Genomic DNA, 22,273 nt, shown 5'->3' on the forward strand with positions numbered 1-22,273 from the left:
TGATTATTTTTGCAAATCAACGTCAAAAACTGTGAAAAGTATGGGTCTAAATGATTAAAAAAAAATTAAAAATACCATGACTTTTAGTGACTTATAAGGAGTAACACCAGATCCTGCAGGATTTTCTGCGATACAAAATACATAAAGTCCGTCCTGTCGAGATGGGGCATATATAATTTTGAAGTGACTGCCTGGTCTTTAACCCTGATGCTGTAAAAAACCGTTCCTACTTCTTTCCCATCTTCCCCTTTTCCCGGACCTGCCACCCCGGTTGTAGACAAGGCAATATCAGCATTAAACAATTGCTGGCAGCCTTCTGCCATTTCCGTGGCAACCTGTTCACTGACCACCGTGAATTTATCCACCGTTTCTTTTCTAACCTTTAAAATCCCGATTTTCTTTTCTGTGGCATAAGGGATGATTCCGCCGATAAAATAAGAAGAACTTCCGGAGTTTGAGGTAAGCATCCTTGCCAGTTCTCCACCTGTACAGCTTTCTGCTGTCGAAACCGTCATTTTTCTTTCCGCTAAAATTTCCGCCAGGATTTTTTCAATTTTATCTCCGGAAGCCGCAATAACATTGCTCTTGATTAAAGGAAGTAATTTTTGAATTTCATCTTCGAGCTGTTGTTCCAAAAAACTTTCATTTTCACCCGTTGCAGTCAGCCGCAGCTTTACGCGTGTGCCGACAGGAAGGTAGGATAAGGCAATATTTCCCGGCAAAGCCAGCTCCCACTCCTCAATGGTATCCGCAAGAATACTTTCAGGAATTCCGACTACTGAAACAATTCTTGTAGAGATATAGTGCAGGCTGAATTTATCATGCAGATATGGAATGATCTGGTCTTTGATCAGAGGTTTCACTTCATAGGGAACACCGGGAAGGCTGAACAGCAGTTTCCAGTCCCACTCCATCATCATGCAAGGTGCCGTGCCGAAATGGTTCTGAAAAACCCTGGATCTTGAAGGGACACAAGCCTGCTCACGGTTTCGTTCAAGGATTTCCAGGCGGCCGCGTTTTTCCATATAGGCTTTCAGGTGGTTAAAAGTAGCTTCATCCAGAATAATTTCATCATTAAAGAATTCAGCGATGGCCTTTTTGGTTTTGTCATCCCGGGTCGGGCCCAGGCCGCCTGTTGTGATAATCAAATCTCCTGTTTCAAAAGCAGAGGCTATCGCTTTTTTAATGGTTTCAATTTCATCAGAGATCGTCAGAATCTGTGATACCTGGATTCCAATATTTTTAAGTTCGGAAGCAATGAAGTTAGAATTGGTATCAATGGTATTTCCGGAAAGGATTTCATCACCAATCGTAATCAGAACAGCATTTTTCATATCTTAATGTTCGAAAAAAATCTTCTGCAAATGACGGAAATTTCTCTTTGCCGGACAATATAAATTGATTTTTTATATTTTTGGCGGAAATTGTTTAAACTATAATTTATATGTCTACATATGATAATGCTTCATGGCACTACGGAAGTGATTTTCCTGAAGGACTTCCTGAAAAAAACAGCGCTACCCACACCGGAATGTTCCTGAACTGGTGTATTCAACGGGATTTTATTTCTGAAGAACTGAAAGAAGATGCTGAAGAAGCAATAGAAAGCTTAAAACGGAGAGAAATTACAGGTGCAGAATTTGTTATGGAGATCATGGATGGAAAGTTTTCTGAATATGATTTAAATAATATGGGTAACAGTTTTGCAAAAGATTACTATAAAGACGATACCGATTTCGGAAACAGATTCAGCTCATTTGCAGATGACTATGTTAATCTTTTTGATGCTCATGCCGAGGAGAAAGACTACGAATATGAAACGTTTTATCATATTGAAGACACCTACGAAAATTATGACCTGATGAAACAGATCATCGACCACCGTTTTGAAGAATGGAAAGAATACAAAAACCTCAACTAAAATAAAAGCCTTTCATTCATATAATAAAAGACTTTATTAATTATATATAAATATTGCTATCTTAATTATTGATTATGCTTCACCCAGATCAGTTCGTCGGTGTTATAACCGATATTTTTTGCTTTTTCTAAAAATCTCTGTCTGATACTTTCAGGAATTTCTTTGGTTCTTGATAGAATCCAGATATATTTTACACTGTTTCCAACGACTAAGGCATACCGGTAATCATCATCGATGTCGATTACATTATATCCAGCCCAGATTGGTTTAAAGAATGAAACTTTTAATCTTGCTTCTGACGGGTCATTGACAAATCGGGCTTCACCAACAGATTCTTTCCACTCTTTTTTCACGTAATTATATCCTCTGTTCTCAACGCTGATGTTTCCGTCTTCATTTTTAGAATAGGTAGCCGTCACATTATCCATATCTTTCTCGAACTTATAATCAAAACGGGCGATTTCGTACCACTTTCCAAGATACTTATCTGCATTGAAATTCTGTACGGCGATTGCTCCTTTGGGAATTCCGACAGAGCATGCGTTTAAAATCATCAGTCCCAAAATACCCAGCGATACAGGAATCGCTATTTTTTGTAACGTCTTCATAATAACAATATTTTATGTGGTACGCTAAAGTTCAAAAATGATGCCCGAAATTTCCGTTATGCTTTTTGATATCCTTATCACAATTTTTTAATTAAAAACTGATTTTAAAGACATCCTGATATTGCGTTTATCAACTCATAAAGTGTAATATTGTTAATTTTTAAGAGAAAACTTTCAGGAAGTTGTCTTTGAAACTGCCGGACACTTCAATTTCTGTATCATCTGACAGAGTTGCTGTGCCGCTTTTATGGTAAGACTTTACAAAACCCGTGTTGATAATGTGAGACCGGTGAACCCTTACAAAAGGAGTTTCCAGCAGATCATCGAAATGTTTTAAAAACCTGCACACCATTTTCTTTGAACCATCCGTGAGATACACCTGCGTAAAGTTCCCGTCTGCCTGAAGCCTCAGAATATCTTCCGTTTTCACCACATCAAAACCTTGTAAAGTTGGGAGAATAAGTTGCTGTTTTTCAGGTTTTAATTTTAAATTTTCGAGGAGGATTTTATTCCGGTTAAGCTCTTCTTTTTTTTCAATACTTTCGGATACTTTATTAACGGCTGCGATGAGCTCCTGAATATCAATGGGTTTTAAAATGTAATAACTTGCCGATTTATTTAACGCCTGCAGAGAATACTGAGAAAATGCCGTAATGAAAATCGTTTCGTAAGAAAACTCTTTTGTCGCTTCCAGGACATCAAAAGCATTTCCGAAAGGCATTTCGACATCAAGAAAAACAAGCTGGGGCTGCTTTTCTGCAATCAGAGGAACCGCTTCTTTTATATTTTCCGCTTCACCTAAAATCTCAACCTGCGGGCAATATTTTTTGATATAATTCCTCAAAACATCTCTTGCAATAACTTCATCGTCTACGATTACAGCTTTTATTTTCATATCTTTTCAGGTTTTAAGTAGTAGATTTTTGATAAAAGGTTAAAGATTCACTTTCACTTTATTTGTTCACCAATTTATAACTGATTTCAACAGACACACCCTGCATATCTTTCTTATCGGTGATTTTACATTGGATTTCCTGCTGATACAAATCATTTAGTAAAGCAATTCTTTCTAATGTGTTTTTCATTCCGCGGCCTTCTCTGTTCTTCTGATGTTCGGTTTTTAATTTTTTGCTTTCCCCAATTCCTATTCCATTGTCTTCGATAGTAATTTTTAAATATTGATTTTGTTTTTCAAAGCTTAATTTCAAAAATCCTTTTGTGGTCCTGTACCGAAGTCCGTGCCAGATCGCATTTTCGAGAAACGGCTGAACCAACATTCCCGGAACTTTAAGACTGTGGGTATTCAGACTTTCATCAACATCAATTTCGTAGTCAAATTTGTCAGCGAAACGCGTTTTTTCTAAGGCTAAATAATTCTGAAGCAAATCCAGTTCCTGCTGAAACGGAATAAAATCTTCAGTAGAATTTTCCATCACGCCACGCATTAATTTTGAAAATTTGGTTAAATACTGGTTGGCTTCCAGTTCGTTATTGGTTGCAATAAAATGGTTTACACTGTTCAGGCTGTTAAAAATAAAATGCGGATTCATCTCGCGGCGGAGCGATTGCAATGCGATTTTTTTATTTTTAATCTGAACTTTTTTTAAGGTTCTGAAAATGAAAATTATTAAGCCAATTAAAATAATCAATGCAAAAATTAAACTGTAATTAAAGAGATTTTTCTTGCGGATCAATTCGTCTTTTAATTTTTTTTCCTGTTCCAGCTGAGCAATTCTCTGTTCCGTATCTTCAAGAATTTTATTATCAATCAAACTTTTGTCTTTCGAAACCAGATCCGGCAACTTCCCGAGAAAATCACGGTATAACTGAACGGATGCATTTGTATTTCCTGAAACATTATACAAACTGTCCAGTTTTTTTACACTTTTCTGTGCTTCCAAGGTATGCCCTTTATCCAAAGCAATTCCGTAAGATTTCTTTAATAAATTAATTGCTTCCTGCGGATCATTTTTCTTGATATAAATATCTGCCAGTTCCCGGATCTGCTCCACTTCTTTCTGAGAATTTCCTTTTACAAAATCCTCTTTCAAAACTGTTTTTTTCGCTTCAATCGCTTTGTCGAATTTTTTATTTTCAACATAAAAATCAGTTAATTTCTGATTGATTTCCAGCGCTTGCTGAGGTGCTTCTTTTTTAGAAATTTTGTAAGCATCATTAAGGTTTTTTTCTGCCCTCGGAATATCTTTCTGCTGAATATTTACATCCGCCATCTGGCTGTAACTCGCTGCCAAATCGCCATTATTTTTTTCATTTTCATTGAGCTGAATATTGCTTAAAATCGCGTCTTCTTTAACCGAGGAAGAATTTGTAGAAAGTCTTGTGACATCATTTGAATTAACGGCTTTGCTTTTAGGCAGACTTACTTCCGCTGCTCTGCTGTAATTGTTGATGGCCGGCGTAATTTTATTCTGCTTTTCCTGAGATTGCGCTAATTTTCTGCTTACTTTTTCAATATTCGGTTTATCATTTAATTTCTCGTAAATATTTTTTGCTTTGCTGTAATATTCTTCACTTTTCTGAAAATTCCCATCGTTGAAAAAAGTTTCCCCGATATTGTAGTAAGAATCCGCCTGCAATGCTTCATCTTTTGAATCGAATGCTTTTTGCAGTTTTTTACTTTGAACCTTAATTTCCGACGCCGCATTTACTGTCTGAGAAAATACAATATTCCCAAACATCATTAATAAGAAGATCGTAAAAAACCGAAACATTTTCATAAAACAAAGATATACATATATATAGTTTGTAGAAAACTATTCACCAAGCCAAAATCGGCTTTTACCAAGTTTTCCCGATTCTGCTCAAATTATGAAGCTAAGTTTGTGACCTAATTCAATAATTATGAAAAATTTATCTGTTTTAAATAAAAGCACATGGGTTTGCTTTTTTGCCGTAACATTCATTTTCAATATTTCAAAAGGACAACAAGGAGTTTCTACAGGTTCTGTTGCTCATACTGTAAGTAACGGACTTTCCAGCAGCAATGAAAGCGGATTTCTCAACGAAAACACCATTATTGTAGAAGATTTTATGAACTATCATAAACATCAGATCAGAATTCCGAAGAAGAATGAAGTCGCTTTAAGTATTGATTATGACAACGTGATTCTGAATTCAGATGATACATTTTTATTACAAATCGGATTGGACACACAAAATGTAACGAGCAGAGAAAATTCCAATAAAGTGAATGTTTCTGTGGTGATCGATAACAGCGGATCAATGGGCGGCGGAAAACTGGAGAAAGTAAAAAAAGCACTTAAAGTTTTCGTAAAAGGATTACAACCTGATGATATGATTTCCATTATAAAATTTGACGACCAAGCCAATCTTGTTTTAAAATCATCAAAATTAAAAGATGTTGCAGAAAATTTAGACCGAATCATCGAAAGTATTTATCCTTCCGGATCTACCAATATCCATTCGGGGATGATGATGGGATATTCTGAAGCACAAAAACACAATACAAAAGAATATAACAGCAAAGTGATTCTTCTGACCGACGGAATGACAAACTCCGGAATCACCGATCCTGAAACGATCTTAAAGGAATCAAAAGAGTTTAATGACAAAGGAATCGACATCAGTACCATTGGAGTCGGACAACAACTGGATTTTGATTTATTAAGAAAAATCGCAGCGTACGGAAGAGGTTCAAATTATTTCATCGGAGAAAACGAAACCGATATTCAAAAAACATTTAAAGATGAGCTGGAAAGTCTTCTTTACAATATCGGGAAAAAGCCAAAACTGACGATCAATATTCCACAAGGTATGAAAATCAAAAAATTCTATGGATATGAACCTCAGTATAATTCTGACCATCAGGTAGAAGTTGAGCTTGAAAATCTTGATTGCGGACAGACCCAGATCTTCCTGATGGAAGTTGAAAAAAAGGAAACGGAAAACTCTAAGATTACAGCATCTTTAACCTATGAAAAGAATGATGAAACAAAAAATATTTCGTCAAAAAGAGAATATGATGTATCAACAGAATCGACTCAAAAAGAACTGAAGAAAAACTTTCAGATCGCAAAAATGACAACGGAACTTAAAAAAGCGGCAAAAGATTTTTCACAGGCTGATATGGAAAACACTAAAAAGTCAATGCAAAACATTATCGATTATTACCAGTCTTTCTGCGATAAAAACGATGAAGACCTGAAAAGAGTTTACGATATCGCTTTACAATATGCTCCAAAGAAAAATCCTCAATATTATTATTAAACTCGTTAAGGCAGCTTCCAGACTGTCTTTTTTTTGCGATTTACATCACGAATCATATATAAACATTTCGTAAACTAAGAATTGAAATACTGTTAACAATCAACAGGTTAACAATGGCTACATTTACTAAACAGATATAACTATGAAAAAACATCTTTACTTTTTCCTGCTTCCTGCGTTATTGCTGCAAAACTGCTCTTTTCTGGAACAAAGTGATTTCATCGAAACAAAAATTATTTCAAGCACGCTGAATGAAAAAATCATTTACCGATATTATCAGACGGAAGTCGGGCATTATAAGGTCGATTTTTATTCTGTCCACCGGTCAGATTCCACCAAATTGTTTGAACATACCATTGACAATGACCTTTTAACAGCAAATACCTATACGATTTCAGAAAATGAGAACGGACTGATTATAAAAACAAAATTATTCTGTGGAGAGAAAAAGCTCACTACCCAAAACGGCAGATCCATTACTCTTACTGATAGATAGAATAATTTCAGAATTTTTTTATCTGAAGCTTGATCCCGCTTTCCATTACAATCTTTTTTTTCAAAAAAGGATTTTCATTGCAATCGGGGCTAAGGGTTTCTATCAGCATTTTAAATATCCGGTAATATCTATACAACTTGTCATGCTAAGAAAGGTTATATATTATGTAATAATCCGCTATTAGATTCTTAAAGAATGACAAACGTAGCTGAAATGAAATTTTACTAAAAGCCAAACTCACCAAGTCAAACTTCCCATTCACCAAGTCTGGGACTTTTCATTTTCAAATCCTGGTAATTTTACAGTAGAAGTTTAAAATTAAAACAGGAAATTATGAAACTGAAACATTTTTTATTGATCGGACTGCTGACATTTGGAAGTCTGATTAACGCACAGGAAACTAAAAAGAATTTTATCGAAGTAACAGGAGTTGCAGAAATGGAAGTCGAACCGGATGAAATTATCTTTAACGTCGGCATTAAAGGTGACAACAAGAACGATCTTGTCAATAATGAGAAAAAACTGTTTGACCTGCTGAAAAACGGCGGTGTGAAAAATGAAGACATCAAATTCAAATCGATGTATCAGAACATGTACTCTAAAACAAAAGTTTTCACGAAAAGCTTCCAATTTAAAGTAACTAAAAATACGGATATGGGAAGCTTGTTTGAAAATCTTAACCAGAAATGGGTAAGCAATATCAATATTGCAGAGATTAAAAATACAAAAATCGCAGATTTCAGAAAAATCGTCAAGATCAATGCTTTGAAAGCAGCTAAGGAAAAAGCCGATTACCTGATGGAAAGCATCGGTAAAAAGACCGGAACTCCGCTTGAAATTACAGAAATTGAAGATTACACAAGTGATATGATCGTTCCGATGGCATACAGAAGCAAAGTTGCCAATGTTCAGATGGAAGCGGCGGATACCAATGTAGATTATTCGTTTGATAACATTGAAAACATCAAGCTGAAATACAGCATCAAAACAAAATACGAAATTCTTTAAAATAAATAGAGACAGTCTGAAACGGCTGTCTTTTTTTATTGAAAATGTTCACCAATTGAAAGTCTGTTTTCACCAAGTCTCCAAAAAACGGCTTCCCGTAAGGCGTAATTTTATTTCAGGAAAAATAAATAAACTATGAAATATTTTTTAATATGTCTTCTATGCTCTGTTTCGATGTTCCAGGCACAGGAAATAAAGAAAGAGATTGATGTAAAGCAAGCCACTGTATTTTTGCAAGGAGCCAAAGTTTTCGGAAGTACAAACGTCAGTCTTAAAAAAGGAAAAAATACGGTACGAATTACCAATCTCCCGAATGATCTCGATGAGAATACGTATAAAATAAATCTTGAAAAGACGACTACCCTTCTTTCCATTACTCCACAAACATCTGTTTTAAAAACTGGTGAATTGTCTGAAAGTGATAAAATACTTGAGCTTGAAAGAAAGAAAATTCAAAGACAAGCAGATCTGCTGAGCATTAAAATTAATACTCTTGAAGGCGAAAAAAAGATCATTAATGATAACCTGAAAATCTCTGCCAACGACAGGCAAACTCCCCAAAAGCAGCTCATTAAGCTTACCGGATTTTACAGGAAACGAATGCTCGACATAGACAATCAGGTTTTTCTTCTGAATGAGCAGAGAAGTGTTTTCGATGAAGATATTACGAAGATCAACCAAAAATTTGCAGAAAATCAACCTCATCAAAATACAAATACCAAAGAACTTGTGCTGGAAATCTTAGCGGAAAATGAAATTAATTTAAATCTTGGTATAAGCTACGTTGTTGCCAATGCAGGATGGGTTCCGTCTTATGATCTGAGAGCTGAAAATGTAAAAAATCCTTTGGAAATTGTTTACAAAGGAAAAATTTATCAGAAAACCGGACAGGACTGGAACAATATAAAGCTGTTTGTTTCCACATACAGGCCTTCGTATAATCAAAACAGACCGATTTTGTTGCCGCTGTATGTTGCAGAATATATACCGTACAATTCACAGGCAGAAACAAGAAATTATCAGCGGAAAGAATCTTCTGCGAAAATAAATTCCTACCAAATGAGAGATGAAGCTGCTGAACCTGGCCAAATTCCGGTTGCAATAATTACTGAAAGCCAGATGAATATTTTGTATGAACTGAAATACAGCCAGAACATCATGAGCCAGGAAAAAGAACAGTATGTAATTCTGGACAAAAAACAGATCGATGCAACGTATAAATATCATACAGTTCCCAAGCTCAGCAATCAGGTTTTTCTGATGGCATTTGTTAAAAAATGGCAGAATCTTAATCTGATTTCAGGAGAAGCCAATATTTATTTTGAAGATAATTACATCGGCAAAACTACCATCACCAGCAATTATATAAAAGATGAATTCCCGATTTCTCTTGGAGTGGATGAAAGAATTGTGGTAAAAAGAACAAAACTAGAGGACAAAACATCCCGTAAAAACTACAATTCTAATATATGGGAAACAGAAAAATATCAGATCAACATCAGAAATAATACGAAAGAAAGTATCGATCTGGAAATTCTCGACCAAACGCCGATCAGTGAGAATTCTAAAATTGCAATAAAAGCTACGGAAATCAATGATGGAAATTATGATGAAATAACAGGAAGTATTCTATGGAACAGAACAATAGGCAGCGGAGGTTCTGAAAAAATAAATTTCTCCTACGAAATAAAATATCCGAAGGACCTACAGATACAATATTACAGCAGATAATTTTAAAAAATACCCTAATGAACACAAAAATTGTAACACTCGTATTAGGCACGGCTTTTTTAACCGCCAATGTATCAAATCTAAGTTGTGAAGATAAAGCCATCCACAGAAAAGAACCTAAAAGTCTTATTCAGACCAAGCCTTCCGATCATCTTTTGAAAGAGAATAAAATTCAGGTTGCGCTTTTGCTTGACACGTCAAACAGTATGGACGGATTGATTGATCAGGCAAAATCAAGACTCTGGAATATTGTAAATACATTAACCACATTAAAGTATAACGGAAAAGCTCCGCAAGTAGAAATTGCTTTGTATGAATACGGAAATGATGGACTGAGGGATGAAAATTACATACGACAGGTTGCGCCGCTGACTCAGAATCTTGATCTGATTTCGGAAAAGCTGTTTGCATTGAGAACCAATGGCGGAAGTGAATATTGCGGAGCGGTCATTCGTGATGCTTCCACTAATCTAAACTGGGACGGAAATGAGAAAAGTATGAAATTGATCTATATTGCAGGAAATGAACCTTTTAATCAGGGAAGATTTAATTATAAAGAAGTTATTTCCAATGCAAAAAAGAAAAACATTTATACCAATACCATTTTTTGCGGAAGCCGTGATGAAGGAATCGAGATGCTCTGGCAAAACGGAGCATCTTTGGGCGATGGAAAATATTTCAACATCGATAGTGACAGAAAGGTAATTTATATTGAAACACCTTATGATGTAAGAATTTCGGAATGCAATACAAAGCTGAACGATACTTACATTTATTACGGAACCCGTGGCTCGGAATTTAAAAATAAACAGGTCGCTCAGGATAAAAATGCGGAAATCCAATCCGTTTCTAATGCAGTGGAAAGAACGGTAGCAAAGTCGAAGAAAAATGCTTACAAAAATGACCATTGGGATTTGGTGGACCGGGCTGAAAAAGATGCCAATTTTTTGTCAACCGTAAAAGCAGAAGAGCTTCCTTCAGAACTGAAAGGAAAAAGCAAAGAGGAAATTAAAAAAGCTATTGCCCAAAAATCTGCCGAGCGAGATAAAATTCAGAAAGAAATTGAAGTACTGTCTAAAAAACGCCAGTCTTTCATTGATGCTGAAATGAAAAAACGCGGAGGTTCTGACTCTGACGACCTTGGAAAAGCCATTGAAAAATCAGTTCTCGAACTGGCTAAGAAAAACGGATACCGTTCGTAATTGTTAGAAATTTTGATTGGTGATCTATAAAAACTATAACCAAGAAAATCTTTAATACTTTGTTAAGCTGCAGGTTCTTTCCGGAATTGCAGCTTTTTAGTTTATCAAGCGCATAAGAATTACTTTTTCCTATTTTTTCGAATAACGTATTGGTTTAATTTTTGTTTTACCGTAACACCAAACCACGATAAAATATAACGATATGATCACGATTATTCCAGAAGCTCCGGAGAATGTTGCTGCTTTTAATGCAACAGGAGAAATAACCAAAGAAGATTTTGAAAACCTTGTCATCCCTCATGTAAAACAGAAGGTTGAGCAATATAATGAGCTTAATTATTTATTATACCTTGATACAGACCTGGATAATTTTACGATGGGAGCATGGCTGCAGGATATATTTTTAGGATTAAAAAATCTAACTAAATGGAACAGGGCTGCCATCGTTACCGATAAGGAAGGCGTGCAGAACTTTACTGATATTTTCAGTGTTCTGATGCCGGGTGAATTCAAATCTTTCCCTAAAGAAAACCTTTATAATGCTTTATACTGGTGCAAAAATGGGGATGAAGTAGAAGCTTAGTTGCTGATTTGAACTCTATCTTTTAACTTTTATTATTAAAGTTGTCACGTATACGTAATTAAGAAGCGGCGTGTTCAGAGAACCCGCCGCTTCTGTTATCGGTCACATGAAATATATTCTGTGGCCAGTTTATTTTTATCAGGCTGCTGTGAACTGTATTTGTTTTTATACCAGAATGCGATAATTAATCCAAGAAAAGTCATTCCGACACCTACCAGCGAGGGATAATTATAAGAATAGCCTTTTTCTAAAGGAATTCCCCCGAAAAAGGCACCCATCGCATTAGCAATATTAAAAGCAGCCTGCATAAAAGCAGCTGCCATCATTTCACTTTTCGGAGCGGCTTTCATCATCATGATATTAATCGGAGCAGCTACAGACATGGATAAGGCACCGCAGATAAACGTCAGGACCAATGAAACCGCCTGGTATTCTGAAAAGAAAAACACTCCCGCCAAGGACATCATCATTAAAGACATCAGCAACACACATGTTTTTTCCGGACTCAATCGGTCTGACAGATAACCGCCAGCGAGATTTCCTACCACCATTCCAGCTCCGGCAAGAATCATAACATAAGCCATGCTGCTCTCTTTTATTCCTGAAACCACTGTCATAAGCGGAGTAATATAACTGAACCAGGTAAAAAGTCCTCCGAAACCGATGGCCGTGATCATTAAAACCATCCAGGCCTGTTTTCCTTTAAGGAATTTCAACTCTTCCATAAAATGGGTATCCTTATTGGTTTCCAATACAGGGAGCCAAAGTTTTAGAAATAGCAACGCCAGCAATCCGATGACTGAAACAATAGCAAAATACCACCTCCAGTGGAAAGTATGCCCGATATATGTGACCAAAGGAACCATGGCCAGATTGGCAACAGTAAGACCCGTAAACATGAGGGAGATATAAAATGCTGCTTTTCCTTTCGCTGCCATTCTGGTAGCAACTACCGTTCCTACTCCGAAAAAAGCGCCGTGCGGAAGCCCTGACAGAAAACGGATAATCATCATGATCGTATAATCCGGAGCTATAGCAGACAATGCATTAAAAAAAGTAAAGATAACCATCAAGGCCATTAAAACCTTTTTGGGCGGAAACTTTACGGAATATCCTATTAACAGCGGTGCACCAACCACGACTCCGAAAGCATAGGCAGAGATCAAATGTCCTGCTTCAGGGATATTGATGTTCAGGCTTTTCGCCATATCAGGCAACAGGCCCATAATCGTAAACTCCGTAGTTCCGATTCCCAAACCACCGATCGCCAGCGGAATGATTCTTTTATCAATCTTCATTATTTACCTTTTATATTGATTATGTTAGGGAAAACAAAAGTCCCATATATTAAAATGCAAAATTCGATAGAGATTATCACTTCTGCATGAACCAAAATGATATAAACCGGTTCTATATTAACTTCTCTGTCACATTATTACATCAGCATTAAAAAATCGCTCCGTCTGAAGCGATTTGTATTTTAGTGGATATGTTTTTCTGCGTGGTAAGAACTCCTTACCAAGGGCGAGCTTTCCACATGCCGGAATCCCAGGTTTCTTGCAAAATCACCGAATTCATCAAACTCTTCAGGAGTAATGAATTTTTTTACCGGTAAGTGTTTTTTGGTAGGCTGTAAATACTGTCCTAAGGTAATCACATCCACATTGGCATTTCTGATGTCTTCAATCGTCTGGAACACTTCATCCTTTGTTTCGCCCAGCCCCAGCATGACACCTGTTTTTGTTCTGCGTTGTCCGGCTTCTTTCAGGTATCTTAAAACCTCAAGGCTTCTTTCATATTTTGCCTGGATCCTTACTTCTCTTGTTAAACGTTTTACCGTCTCCATATTATGGGAAATTACTTCCGGAGCAACCTCTACCATTCTGTCAAGATGTTTTTTAATTCCCTGAAAATCAGGAATTAATGTTTCTATGGTAGTTCCAGGAGAAATTCTTCTTACGGCGTTCACTGTTTCGCCCCAAAGTATAGATCCCATATCTTTCAGGTCATCACGGTCTACGGATGTTAAAACGGCATGTTTAATCTTCATTAATTTGATAGAACGGGCCACTTTTTCAGGCTCATCCCAGTTCACATCAAGCGGTTTTCCGGTTTTTACCCCGCAAAACCCACAGCTTCTTGTGCAGATGTTCCCTAAAATCATGAATGTTGCCGTACCTTCTCCCCAACATTCACCCATATTCGGGCAGCTTCCGCTCTGACAAATGGTATTTAATTTATATTTATCGACCAAAGTCCGCAATTCTCTGTAATTTTTTCCGGTAGGAAGTTTTACACGAATCCATTTTGGCTTCTGAACGGTGGTATCCTGAACTAGATTCTCCATTTATTTTTCAAATTGAGGGTCAAAGTTAGTGAATTTTTTATCGAAACAATCAAAGAGAAAGATTGATGAAACAGATAATTTTGTAATTTTAAATGATTAAAATATTATTATGAAAATTCCTTTTTGCTTCATGTTCGCCATTTGCAGTATTGTTTGTTTTGCCCAAAGTGAATTTCAGCCGAAAGATTCTGAAATACTTCAAACGGTTGACGGTGACCTTGACGGAGATAAAGTTCCTGAAAAAGTCATTATTTATACTACCGGAGATACTACTGATATGGGAAATATCCGTGAAATTCAGATTTTGAAAAAAGCAGGAAACAAATGGAAAATTCTGGAAAAATCAAGAAATGCGGTTCTGGAAAGTAATGCAGGAGGTATGATGGGCGACCCTTATCAGAATACCGAAATCAAAAACGGAATACTGATGATTACACAAGCCGGAGGAAGCAGCTGGAAATGGGGCTATACTGACAAATACAGGTTTCAGAACGGCAGGTTTGAGATGATCGGTTATGAATCTACTTACGGAAAGCCGGAGGAATATTTTTCAAACGTTGATTTTAATCTTTCGACAGGACAGCTTAATTTTGAAAAAGAAGTGGAAAATACTGCAGAATACGGAAAATCCAAAAAGGAAACATATACAAAAAAAGGCTTGAAAATCAATCTTCAGAACAGAAACCAAAAACAGCAAAGGAAAATTATCCTTCCCAAAACAAAGGAAGAGGTTTACTATTAATTTTTAACAGGCGTAATTAAGTATGTAAATAATCAATTATCTTCAAACCCGTTATTCTTTAACAGTTCGGCAAGCACCTTTTTTGCACGCATTACCCTTACTTTGGTATTGGCAACAGAAATTCCCAATTCTTCTGCGATTTCCTTAATGCTCTTCTCTTCAAAAAACCTCAGTTTAATAATGTCCTGATAATTGGCATCCAGGGATTCAATGGTTTTGATAATTTTTTTTTGTTCCTCATCAGAGATCATAAGCTCCTCAGGAGATTTGGCATACTGGTTTTTCACCTCTTCCAGGTTTTCAGTAGGATCCTGATTCTCCCTGCTCTTCCTTCTCCAGAAATCAATAATGGTATTCTGGGCAATGGTTAAAACCCAGGTCTTAAATTGAAAATGAGGATCATACATATCCAGCTTGGAAAGTACTTTTGAAAAAACATTCACTGTAATTTCATCGGCATCGTTCTCATCATGAACTTTTTTCATGACAAAAGCAAAGACATCCACCCAAAAAATATTGATGAGCTTAGTCTGGGCTTTCTGGTCTTTGGATTTCGCCTTACCGATAAGCAGGAATAATTGTTCGTCGTTCATTAGAAACAAATATAACAGATTTGCTCGGAATCCGCAAAATGCGACTATGCCGATTGCAGGTTAATTTTCCGCTGAAAAAATGTGAGTGCCAAAACTTGTAGATTATCAACCTTCACACTTTAAATGTTCCTGTTCCCACCCTTTAACTTTCCCGTCTGCTTTCCCACTGAATTTATTATCTTTGCACCGTATAATTTAAAGAAAAATATCAATGAATTCCTTTATAGAAGAACTGAAATGGCGTGGTCTTTTTGCCGATATGATGCCGGGAACCGATGAACAACTGAACAAAGAGGTAACTACTGCGTATATCGGATTTGATCCTACTGCTGATTCTTTACATATCGGAAGTCTTATCCAGATCAAAATTCTGGCCCATTTTCAGCGTCATGGACACAAGCCTGTCGCTTTGGTAGGCGGGGCTACGGGAATGATCGGTGATCCTTCGGGAAAATCTGCAGAAAGAAACCTGTTGGATGAAGAAACGCTTTTACATTATGTAGACTGCCTGAAAAACCAGCTTTCCAGATTCCTGGATTTTTCCGGAAATGAACCCAATAAAGCGGAACTGGTGAATAACTACGACTGGATGAAAAATATTTCTTTTCTTGATTTTGCTAAAAATGTAGGAAAGAACATTACCGTAAATTATATGATGGCAAAAGACTCGGTAAAGAAAAGATTTTCGGGGGAAAGCGGTGCCGACGGAATGAGCTTTACAGAATTTACCTACCAGCTGATTCAGGGCTACGACTTTCTTCATCTGTACCAGAACAATGATGTAAAACTTCAGATGGGCGGTTCTGACCAATGGGGAAACATCACCACAGGCACGGAACTTATCCGGAGAAAAGCACGTGGGGAAGCATTTGCCTTAACGGTTCCTTTGATTACGAAAGCTGACGGTTCTAAATTCGGAAAATCGGAAAGCGGAGAGAACTACTGGCTGGATAAAAAGAAAACCTCACCTTATAAGTTTTATCAGTTTTGGTTTAATGCTACGGATGCGGATGCGGAAAGATTTATTAAATTTTATACTTTTTTAAGCCAGGAGGAGATTGAAGCTTTGATTGCAGAGCATAAAACTGCTGAACACGAAAGAAAACTTCAGAAGAAACTTGCTGAAGAAGTGACGGTTTGGGTGCATGGCAGAGAAGAATATGAAAAAGCAGTGAAGGCCTCTGACATTCTTTTCGGAAAATCAACTGCTGAAGATCTGGTAAGCCTTGATGAAAATACTTTCCTGGAAGTTTTTGAAGGTGTTCCTCAAAAGGAAATTGCTAAAGCGGAAGTATTGGGAATACCGATTGTTGATCTTCTTTCTGAGAAATCAGGTTTTCTGAAGTCTAAAAGTGAAGCTTCAAGAGAAATTAAAGGCAATTCTATTTCTGTGAACAAACAAAAAGTGAATGATACTTTTACTGCAAATGAAACTGATCTTATTGACGGTACTTTCCTGCTGCTTCAAAAAGGCAAAAAAAGTTATTTTATTGTGAAAGTGCTCTAAATCGATCTGAATTGATACAAAACAACAGGGCGCGAAATTAAAAATTTCGCGCCCTATATTTTTCTTAGTGTAGAAACGAAAAAGACTGTCAGATGACAGTCTTTGATTTATATAAGTAAAATATATTTTATAATTCAAGAAAGCTATAGAACGTAGATAAGTTCTTCTCTCCCGACCCTATTACTTTTTTTGTCTTTGCAATTTCTCCATCCACCCAGATGTTAATAATTAATTCTGAATCTGAATACGGAAGAACCGCATTGGCTGCAAGATTCAATTGAGCCTGGCTTGAGTTTACAAACTGCTCACCGGATGTCCATGTAGTGCCGGTTGGATTAAACGTTGTACTCGGGCTGGTTCCTATCTGAGTAACTACTGTCTTAAAATTCGCTGGAGGAGGCGTTGACGGAGGCGTACTTGGACCTTTTACATTTATTTTTGCTTCAAACATTACAATATGATCTGTAAATTGATCCTCATCATCGTCATCTTTACAGGAATTGACTACTGAAATTACAGAAAATAGTACCGCGAATAAAAAAGAAAGTCTTAATAAACTTTTTGATTTGTAAAATTGCTTCATTTCTCCAAATAGATTTTTAATGTTTCAAATATAGGTTTTTTATCAATATAAAAATACCTTTTATGAAAATTTTCCAATAAAGATTTCTAAATAATATCAAATTAATAAATGTTTATAACGTAATTTTTATTCAAATATTGAATGACTTTTAACTGTTAAATTAGACATCTTGTCATCAGTTCTCAATTGGTCTCATTTTTACGTTATCTCACTAAAATAAATCATTATTAATTATCTTTGCCTTATGAATTTAGACTACATTGTAAGAGAACCTGAAAATATTACTCCTGATACTCCTATTCTTTTTATGCTTCACGGCTACGGAAGTAATGAGCAGGATCTTTTCAGTTTTAGAGAGACACTTCCTGAAGATTGGATTATCGTGAGTTTCAGAGCACCTAGATCTACAGATTTTGAAGGCTTTTCCTGGTACGATATCAATTTTAACGATCCGGAAAAGTTTATCGATGTTTCACAGGCACAAGAATCATTGAACAGTGTTCTGGAAAGTATTTTAAAAATTATCAATCACTACGGGATTACCGAAGGCAAAACTCATCTTTGCGGCTTCAGCCAGGGTGGTATTTTATGTTATGCGCTTGCTTTACAATACCCTGAAATGTTTAATCTCGTAGCTTGCTTAAGCAGCTATCCGGAAGAAAAACTGTTAACTGATATTGTAAAAGACAAGAAAAAGCTTGAAAAGTTGCGTTTCTTTATTTCCCACGGGACAGATGATGCTGTAATACCTTTGGAATGGGGAAGAAAAGCGGCAGACCTGCTGTATGATCTCAGCTGCTATTTTACTTTCAGAGAATATATGAACGGACATGGAGTGAATCAGAAAAACTATATGGATCTGATGGATTTCTTTTCAAAATAAGGCTTTCTCTTAAAAATCCTTTGCTGAATTCATATTAAAAAAGCATTCTAAACCTTTTAAATTTTACGGAATACCAATACTTTTTCTGAGATTATTACAAAACCCATAAACATTCTGATAATTAATAATGTTTTTTATTATGATAAAGATAAATTCTGTACATTCAATGTATGAAAGCAGAACGGTATTTCTGGGTATTTTTCTTAGGCATTTTAGTCAGTGCCCAGAATTCTTTTGAAATCCGCAATGCTAAAAAAACGGTAATTCCCTTTAAGCTTATCAATAATTTAATTTTTATTCCTGTTAATGTCAACGGTGCAGATCTTACTTTTTTACTGGATACAGGCGTTGCGGAAACCTCTATATTCAGTCTGGAAAATAAGGAACTAAAACTCACCAGCCTTGAAAAAATAAAATTCTCAGGATTGGGCGGAAATGCCAGCATTGACGGATTCCGTTCGGACCATAATGTTGGAAGAATCGGAAAAGATTATATCAATGATTCCATGACGCTTTTTATTATTGTCGATCAGGATTTTAATATTTCTTCTCATGTAGGAATTCCGGTAAACGGAATTATCGGTTATCACTTTTTTAAAAATCATCCGGTAATAATCGATTATGGAGCAAAAAAAATAACGGTGTACAACGATGAGACGCTTTTTAAGAAAAAAGTAAAAAATTATGAACAGTTCAGCATCAGCATTGAAAAAAACAAACCCTATATTTTTGCTGATGTAGAAATTACTCATGAAAAACAAAATTCAAAATTGCTTATTGATCTTGGAAACAGTGATCCGATATGGCTCTTCCCTGCCCTGATTCCCGGCTTTACGTATAAACGGCCGTATATTGATGATTTTCTGGGCAGAGGGTTTAATGGCGATGTGTACGGTAAAAGGAGCAGGATCCATCATTTCTATCTGGGGAAATTTAAATTTGAAAAACCGCTTACCGCAATGCCGGATGAATATTCTATTCAGCATGTCAACCAGGTCGAAAACAGGAGAGGCTCCATCGGCGGCGAGATCATCAGGCGTTTTACCATAGGTTTTGATTATGCCCGTCAGAAGATCTACTTAAAGAAAAACCGTAATTTTAACGATCCCTTTCATTTTAATATGAGCGGACTTGATTTTAAACAAGACGGTTTGGAATGGACAAAAGATATGGTAAGCCTTCCTGCAAAAAATAATACTGTAAATGGAGGTTCTGAGGTGATTAACAACAGCCTACTTTATAATTTCGTATTAAAACCTGTCTTTTCTATTGCGGGAGTTCGGAAAGATTCACCAGGGGCAAGAGCCGGATTATTAAAAGATGATAAACTGGTCAGCATTAATGGCAAGAAAACTGCAGATATGACTCTGCTGAAGATTATGGATCTGATGAAATCAGAAGAAGGCAGAAGAATAGAAATGCTTATTGAAAGAAAAAACAAACCCATGACCTTAAGCTTTATTCTGGAAGACCCGATCCCTTATGAAGAACAATAATATGGATACAAACACCGAAGAAACAACACTGGATAAAATCAGAACCCGGCCAAGATTCAAAATGTTTACTCACCTTACTAAAGAACAGTATGCTGAAAACCTTAAAACGTATCTTGCAGAACATAGAGATGAATTTTCCGGCAATATCAACAAGGAAATTGCCACCATCTGTGTAGAAACGCCGCATGAAGGATACTGGAAACCGAGACTATCACTAAGAATCGAAACAGAAGATGAAAAGACTGCGATTCTGGGTATTTTCGGACCGAGTTCCGCAGTCTGGACATTTTTTATGTTTCTGTATTTTTCTTTTTCGATCCTGTGGATGGTCTTTTTTTCAATGTACTATGTGGAAAAACAAATTAAGAGCACTGAATTTCCTTGGGCACTCAATGCATCATTTGTTATGCTGTTCTGTATTTTACTTACCTATGCAGCTGCACGATTCGGGCAGCACAAGAGTAAAGATGAAATGATGAAGCTCAGAAAGTTTGCCGAGGAATCTACTTTACAGTTTGAGAAGACAAATTAAGGTTCCTCTGTTTTCGGATTTTGCGGCATCTGCTCCAATTGGGCTTTTGCCGCTCTGATAGAATCAACCACTTTTTCCCTGTTATCCTGTTCCTTCAATATCTTTTCAATATTAGGCTGAATCATCTTGGTCATTTCTTCCACAGAAATGTTGTTTGCTGTAGGATCATTCAATAATTTCCTCCAAGGCTTTCTCCCGCCCCACTTATAATCTCCGTAAACCAACACAGGAGTTCCCTTCGCTTTGGTTGTAGCTCCTCCTGGATTAAGTACCCATGTATCCGCATATCCATACAGCCATTTGGCATCGTTCATCAGAAGACGTAAACATGAGTGTGAAGCCGGATATCCCGGTAACTCATACTGGTGCCATCCGATCCCATCCAGATTGAAAATATTAAAATTGTAAGGTAATTTCCACTCACTGCTTACCGTAGAAATGGCCAATTGTTTCTTCCAGTTGGCAAATGTTAAGCCTGTTCTGGTCTTAGCTGTTTTCTTACCCATACTGGTAGGACCCCACTTTACCAGAGTCCCATTTGAATAGACACCATAGGCCTGAATAGGATAAGAAAAAACCACAAATTTTTTCACAGGGCTCAACACATCGATCTGCATGGGAAAAGGAGAATATTCCATGAGAGTCGTATCTATTTTTGCCGGTACCACTAATGTATCGGCATTGCGTTTATTTTTTGAATCCAGCCTGTTTAAAGCCAAGATTGCATAACGTTCTTTTTCAGAATATTTTTTATTAAAAACGGAAAATAAAGAATCTTTCATTTTTTTATCCTTCGGAAAGATGAAGGCGTTGTAAAAACCGTCTTCCTGCATAGCCGGAGGCAATGATTCTTTCTGGACTACAGAATCTCTTTTTACGGTCACCGAATCTTTTTCAGCATCTGAATTTTCTGTAACTGAAGAAGCGGCATCATTAATTTTATTGCCGGCTTTCTCTGTTTCTTTTTTACAGGAAGCCAGCATTAGGGCCATACATAACGTGAATAAGAATGATTTTTTTAAAGATATTTTTTTCATGGATACACTTGATCTTTGTCCTGCTGTTTATACAAAAATCAGACCTAAATCCGTATCATCCACTGCCTGTTGTGTTAATACCACAAAAAAGAAAAATAGATCAGTAAATTAGTGAAAAAATTTGTTGTTTATTTTAATTATTTTCAGAAGCGGTATATAAATTTTCAAATTAAATATAATAATTTAAACATCCAAACCATGGAAAATTAAGATCCCGTTTCTTTATCGATTTTTTCTTAATGTACTTACTAAAAAAGATAAGCAGTAATAATAACCGGCATAAAGTAATTTCACTTTGCGATTGTATTAGTTAAATAAAATCAAACCGGTAAAGAATATTAAACATAGTCCTGATGTCCAAAGTATAATAATTCTGTAATTGCATGTACTATCAATGTTATGATGGAACCGTTATCAATTCTGGTAAATGAGATAATACTATAGAAAAACAGGTTTTCAGAATCGCAGGTAATACAGGTTTATTCAGATCACTATCAAAATATCAATTTAAATTCATCCATATAACTGGAATTACAGAAACAAAAAATCCTACAATTTCTTGTAGGATTATCTTGCGATCCGGACGGGACTCGAACCCGCGACCTCCGCCGTGACAGGGCGGCATTCTAACCAGCTGAACTACCGGATCAATTTTTTAAAAAGAAATTGATAAAACTTCTGCGATCCGGACGGGACTCGAACCCGCGACCTCCGCCGTGACAGGGCGGCATTCTAACCAGCTGAACTACCGGATCA

General features: G+C 36.4%; 21 protein-coding genes and 2 tRNA genes. 12 read left to right on the forward strand and 11 right to left on the reverse strand.

The features are described 5' to 3' along the window. Positions 1–83: 83 nt before the first annotated feature. Complete coding sequence (locus MKJ01_RS04755; protein WP_241612157.1) at positions 84–1,334, reverse strand: CinA family nicotinamide mononucleotide deamidase-related protein; 1,251 nt, start codon at positions 1,332–1,334, stop codon at positions 84–86. Positions 1,335–1,444: 110 nt separating this feature from the next. Here MKJ01_RS04755 and MKJ01_RS04760 point away from each other — a divergent pair, with 110 nt between their 5' ends. Continuing rightward, entirely contained in the window at positions 1,445–1,921 is a 477-nt protein-coding gene (locus MKJ01_RS04760) for a hypothetical protein (RefSeq protein WP_241612159.1), read from the forward strand. 65 nt (positions 1,922–1,986) lie between these two features. Here the strand turns inward: MKJ01_RS04760 and MKJ01_RS04765 are convergent, their stop codons facing one another. From MKJ01_RS04765 to MKJ01_RS04775, 3 genes are all read right to left on the reverse strand, one after another. Further along, positions 1,987–2,529 (reverse strand): lipocalin family protein, encoded by a 543-nt coding sequence (locus MKJ01_RS04765; RefSeq protein WP_241612161.1) that lies wholly within the window; start codon positions 2,527–2,529, stop codon positions 1,987–1,989. Positions 2,530–2,689: 160 nt separating this feature from the next. After that, complete coding sequence (locus tag MKJ01_RS04770) at positions 2,690–3,424, reverse strand: LytTR family DNA-binding domain-containing protein (protein ID WP_241612163.1); 735 nt, start codon at positions 3,422–3,424, stop codon at positions 2,690–2,692. A gap of 58 nt (positions 3,425–3,482) precedes the next feature. Next, a complete protein-coding gene (locus MKJ01_RS04775; RefSeq protein ID WP_241612165.1) occupies positions 3,483–5,267 on the reverse strand; it encodes a histidine kinase in 1,785 nt (594 codons plus the stop codon). A 124-nt stretch (positions 5,268–5,391) separates the two neighbouring features. Here MKJ01_RS04775 and MKJ01_RS04780 point away from each other — a divergent pair, with 124 nt between their 5' ends. The 6 genes from MKJ01_RS04780 (at position 5,392) to MKJ01_RS04805 (ending at position 11,797) form a co-directional block, all read left to right on the forward strand. Next, positions 5,392–6,777 (forward strand): VWA domain-containing protein, encoded by a 1,386-nt coding sequence (locus MKJ01_RS04780; RefSeq protein WP_241612167.1) that lies wholly within the window; start codon positions 5,392–5,394, stop codon positions 6,775–6,777. Between the two features lie 142 nt (positions 6,778–6,919). Continuing rightward, positions 6,920–7,273: a hypothetical protein gene (locus MKJ01_RS04785; protein ID WP_241612168.1), complete on the forward strand. Its 354-nt coding sequence runs from the start codon at positions 6,920–6,922 to the stop codon at positions 7,271–7,273. Positions 7,274–7,606: 333 nt separating this feature from the next. Continuing rightward, complete coding sequence (locus MKJ01_RS04790) at positions 7,607–8,281, forward strand: SIMPL domain-containing protein (RefSeq protein ID WP_241612169.1); 675 nt, start codon at positions 7,607–7,609, stop codon at positions 8,279–8,281. A gap of 135 nt (positions 8,282–8,416) precedes the next feature. Then, positions 8,417–10,012 (forward strand): DUF4139 domain-containing protein, encoded by a 1,596-nt coding sequence (locus MKJ01_RS04795; protein WP_241612170.1) that lies wholly within the window; start codon positions 8,417–8,419, stop codon positions 10,010–10,012. Positions 10,013–10,029: 17 nt separating this feature from the next. Continuing rightward, positions 10,030–11,214 (forward strand): VWA domain-containing protein, encoded by a 1,185-nt coding sequence (locus MKJ01_RS04800; protein WP_241612171.1) that lies wholly within the window; start codon positions 10,030–10,032, stop codon positions 11,212–11,214. A 202-nt stretch (positions 11,215–11,416) separates the two neighbouring features. Further along, positions 11,417–11,797, forward strand: coding sequence for an STAS/SEC14 domain-containing protein (locus MKJ01_RS04805; protein WP_241612172.1), 381 nt, complete (start codon positions 11,417–11,419; stop codon positions 11,795–11,797). A 95-nt stretch (positions 11,798–11,892) separates the two neighbouring features. Here MKJ01_RS04805 and MKJ01_RS04810 read toward each other — a convergent pair whose 3' ends face one another. Continuing rightward, positions 11,893–13,095 (reverse strand): MFS transporter, encoded by a 1,203-nt coding sequence (locus tag MKJ01_RS04810; RefSeq protein ID WP_241612173.1) that lies wholly within the window; start codon positions 13,093–13,095, stop codon positions 11,893–11,895. Between the two features lie 182 nt (positions 13,096–13,277). Continuing rightward, positions 13,278–14,144, reverse strand: coding sequence for a lipoyl synthase (gene lipA, locus MKJ01_RS04815; RefSeq protein ID WP_241612174.1), 867 nt, complete (start codon positions 14,142–14,144; stop codon positions 13,278–13,280). A 109-nt stretch (positions 14,145–14,253) separates the two neighbouring features. Between lipA and MKJ01_RS04820 the strand changes: the two genes are divergently transcribed. After that, the gene (locus MKJ01_RS04820) at positions 14,254–14,886 is read left to right on the forward strand and encodes a hypothetical protein (protein WP_241612176.1); all 633 of its coding nucleotides are present in this window, start codon (positions 14,254–14,256) and stop codon (positions 14,884–14,886) included. Positions 14,887–14,918: 32 nt separating this feature from the next. Here MKJ01_RS04820 and MKJ01_RS04825 read toward each other — a convergent pair whose 3' ends face one another. Next, positions 14,919–15,479 carry an RNA polymerase sigma factor gene (locus MKJ01_RS04825; protein WP_241612178.1) on the reverse strand — a complete coding sequence of 187 codons (561 nt, stop codon included), beginning with the start codon at positions 15,477–15,479 and terminating at the stop codon, positions 14,919–14,921. 211 nt (positions 15,480–15,690) lie between these two features. On the opposite strand from MKJ01_RS04825, the gene tyrS reads away from it, so the two are divergent. After that, on the forward strand, positions 15,691–16,986 hold the full coding sequence (gene tyrS / locus MKJ01_RS04830; RefSeq protein WP_241612180.1) for a tyrosine--tRNA ligase: 1,296 nt from the start codon (positions 15,691–15,693) through the stop codon (positions 16,984–16,986). Positions 16,987–17,113: 127 nt separating this feature from the next. On the opposite strand, the gene MKJ01_RS04835 is transcribed toward tyrS, so the two are convergent. Next, a complete protein-coding gene (locus MKJ01_RS04835) occupies positions 17,114–17,569 on the reverse strand; it encodes a hypothetical protein (RefSeq protein ID WP_241612182.1) in 456 nt (151 codons plus the stop codon). Between the two features lie 244 nt (positions 17,570–17,813). Between MKJ01_RS04835 and MKJ01_RS04840 the strand changes: the two genes are divergently transcribed. The 3 genes from MKJ01_RS04840 to MKJ01_RS04850 all read left to right on the forward strand — a co-directional run bounded on the left by MKJ01_RS04840 (position 17,814) and on the right by MKJ01_RS04850 (position 20,480). Next, the gene (locus tag MKJ01_RS04840; RefSeq protein WP_241612184.1) at positions 17,814–18,452 is read left to right on the forward strand and encodes an alpha/beta hydrolase; all 639 of its coding nucleotides are present in this window, start codon (positions 17,814–17,816) and stop codon (positions 18,450–18,452) included. A gap of 170 nt (positions 18,453–18,622) precedes the next feature. Further along, positions 18,623–19,948, forward strand: coding sequence for a PDZ domain-containing protein (locus tag MKJ01_RS04845; protein ID WP_241612186.1), 1,326 nt, complete (start codon positions 18,623–18,625; stop codon positions 19,946–19,948). A gap of 1 nt (position 19,949) precedes the next feature. Continuing rightward, the gene (locus tag MKJ01_RS04850; RefSeq protein WP_241612188.1) at positions 19,950–20,480 is read left to right on the forward strand and encodes a hypothetical protein; all 531 of its coding nucleotides are present in this window, start codon (positions 19,950–19,952) and stop codon (positions 20,478–20,480) included. Here MKJ01_RS04850 and MKJ01_RS04855 read toward each other — a convergent pair. From MKJ01_RS04855 to MKJ01_RS04865, 3 genes are all read right to left on the reverse strand, one after another. Continuing rightward, complete coding sequence (locus tag MKJ01_RS04855; RefSeq protein ID WP_241612190.1) at positions 20,477–21,517, reverse strand: L,D-transpeptidase; 1,041 nt, start codon at positions 21,515–21,517, stop codon at positions 20,477–20,479. The two genes, MKJ01_RS04850 and MKJ01_RS04855, sit on opposite strands and share 4 nt — an antisense overlap. A 575-nt stretch (positions 21,518–22,092) precedes the next feature. Further along, positions 22,093–22,166: transfer RNA gene (locus MKJ01_RS04860), tRNA-Asp, on the reverse strand. Between the two features lie 32 nt (positions 22,167–22,198). Further along, positions 22,199–22,272: transfer RNA gene (locus MKJ01_RS04865), tRNA-Asp, on the reverse strand. Between the last annotated feature and the right edge of the window lies 1 nt (position 22,273).

The sequence above is a fragment of the Chryseobacterium sp. SSA4.19 genome, assembly GCF_022601875.1.
Lineage (GTDB): Bacteria > Bacteroidota > Bacteroidia > Flavobacteriales > Weeksellaceae > Chryseobacterium.

Excerpts from the sequence above, each read along its gene's own strand:
- MKJ01_RS04835 (WP_241612182.1), bottom strand. The coding sequence starts at position 17,569 with ATGAAGCAATTTTACAAATCAAAAAGTTTATTAAGACTTTCTTTTTTA.
- MKJ01_RS04760 (WP_241612159.1), top strand. The coding sequence starts at position 1,445 with ATGTCTACATATGATAATGCTTCATGGCACTACGGAAGTGATTTTCCT.
- MKJ01_RS04805 (WP_241612172.1), top strand. The coding sequence starts at position 11,417 with ATGATCACGATTATTCCAGAAGCTCCGGAGAATGTTGCTGCTTTTAAT.
- MKJ01_RS04795 (WP_241612170.1), top strand. The coding sequence starts at position 8,417 with ATGAAATATTTTTTAATATGTCTTCTATGCTCTGTTTCGATGTTCCAG.
- tyrS (WP_241612180.1), top strand. The coding sequence starts at position 15,691 with ATGAATTCCTTTATAGAAGAACTGAAATGGCGTGGTCTTTTTGCCGAT.
- MKJ01_RS04780 (WP_241612167.1), top strand. The coding sequence starts at position 5,392 with ATGAAAAATTTATCTGTTTTAAATAAAAGCACATGGGTTTGCTTTTTT.
- MKJ01_RS04855 (WP_241612190.1), bottom strand. The coding sequence starts at position 21,517 with ATGAAAAAAATATCTTTAAAAAAATCATTCTTATTCACGTTATGTATG.
- MKJ01_RS04845 (WP_241612186.1), top strand. The coding sequence starts at position 18,623 with ATGAAAGCAGAACGGTATTTCTGGGTATTTTTCTTAGGCATTTTAGTC.
- MKJ01_RS04840 (WP_241612184.1), top strand. The coding sequence starts at position 17,814 with ATGAATTTAGACTACATTGTAAGAGAACCTGAAAATATTACTCCTGAT.
- MKJ01_RS04785 (WP_241612168.1), top strand. The coding sequence starts at position 6,920 with ATGAAAAAACATCTTTACTTTTTCCTGCTTCCTGCGTTATTGCTGCAA.
- MKJ01_RS04755 (WP_241612157.1), bottom strand. The coding sequence starts at position 1,334 with ATGAAAAATGCTGTTCTGATTACGATTGGTGATGAAATCCTTTCCGGA.
- MKJ01_RS04825 (WP_241612178.1), bottom strand. The coding sequence starts at position 15,479 with ATGAACGACGAACAATTATTCCTGCTTATCGGTAAGGCGAAATCCAAA.
- lipA (WP_241612174.1), bottom strand. The coding sequence starts at position 14,144 with ATGGAGAATCTAGTTCAGGATACCACCGTTCAGAAGCCAAAATGGATT.
- MKJ01_RS04850 (WP_241612188.1), top strand. The coding sequence starts at position 19,950 with ATGGATACAAACACCGAAGAAACAACACTGGATAAAATCAGAACCCGG.
- MKJ01_RS04810 (WP_241612173.1), bottom strand. The coding sequence starts at position 13,095 with ATGAAGATTGATAAAAGAATCATTCCGCTGGCGATCGGTGGTTTGGGA.
- MKJ01_RS04820 (WP_241612176.1), top strand. The coding sequence starts at position 14,254 with ATGAAAATTCCTTTTTGCTTCATGTTCGCCATTTGCAGTATTGTTTGT.
- MKJ01_RS04770 (WP_241612163.1), bottom strand. The coding sequence starts at position 3,424 with ATGAAAATAAAAGCTGTAATCGTAGACGATGAAGTTATTGCAAGAGAT.
- MKJ01_RS04800 (WP_241612171.1), top strand. The coding sequence starts at position 10,030 with ATGAACACAAAAATTGTAACACTCGTATTAGGCACGGCTTTTTTAACC.
- MKJ01_RS04765 (WP_241612161.1), bottom strand. The coding sequence starts at position 2,529 with ATGAAGACGTTACAAAAAATAGCGATTCCTGTATCGCTGGGTATTTTG.
- MKJ01_RS04775 (WP_241612165.1), bottom strand. The coding sequence starts at position 5,267 with ATGAAAATGTTTCGGTTTTTTACGATCTTCTTATTAATGATGTTTGGG.
- MKJ01_RS04790 (WP_241612169.1), top strand. The coding sequence starts at position 7,607 with ATGAAACTGAAACATTTTTTATTGATCGGACTGCTGACATTTGGAAGT.